The sequence below is a fragment of the Corallococcus sp. AB049A genome (assembly GCF_003668885.1).
GTDB lineage: Bacteria > Myxococcota > Myxococcia > Myxococcales > Myxococcaceae > Corallococcus > Corallococcus interemptor.
The window spans coordinates 1-681 of sequence record NZ_RAWL01000872.1; the positions used below are offsets into that span (position 1 = coordinate 1).

Consider the following 681-nt stretch of genomic DNA (forward strand, 5'->3'; position numbering starts at 1 on the left):
GAGTAGTCCGACCCACCCCGCCCCAGCGACATCGTCTTGCCGCGCGCATCCCCACCGAAGAAGCCCGGCATCAACATCAGCCCCGGCCCGCCCTCGCGCAGCGGCGCGAACCTCGCGCGGATCTCCTCCACCCGGGGCGTCGCCTGCAGCGGGTCTCCCGTGCACACCAGCGCCTGCCTCGGGTCCACGCTCACGGGCGAAAGCCCCCGCGCCTCCAACAGCGCCGCGAGCAGCAGGCACGACGCCCGCTCCCCCAACCCGGACAGGTGCGCCAGCACCGACGGCGAGCACTCGCGCAGGAGCCCCACGCCCTGCAACAGCCCGCGCAGCTCGGCACCCAGCGCCACCAGCCCCTCCGCCAGCGGCCGCGTCTGCGCGGGCTTCAGGTCCGCGCTCAGCACCTTCGCGATGGCGGAGTGCGTGTCGTCGAACCGGGCGCAGGCCTCCTGCACGGACTCGCCCTCCTGCGCCACCTTCGCCGCCTCCACCAGGAGGTTCGTGATGCCCGACGCCGCGGAGGCCACCACCATCACCCGCTCGGCCTTGCGCGCCTCCTCCACCAGCGCCACCACGCCGCGCATCCGTTCCGCATCCCCGACACTGGTGCCACCGAATTTCATCACGCGCATGACACGGCCTCCTTGCGGAACGGATGCGCGGCGTGGTGGCGCTGGTGGAGGA

The 681-nt window shown here is 73.1% G+C and carries 1 pseudogene; it reads right to left on the minus strand.

From position 1 onward, the window contains the following. Window positions 1-629: pseudogene (locus tag D7X55_RS40005) on the minus strand (bifunctional aspartate kinase/homoserine dehydrogenase I); the annotation flags it as partial. Between the last annotated feature and the right edge of the window lie 52 nt (window positions 630-681).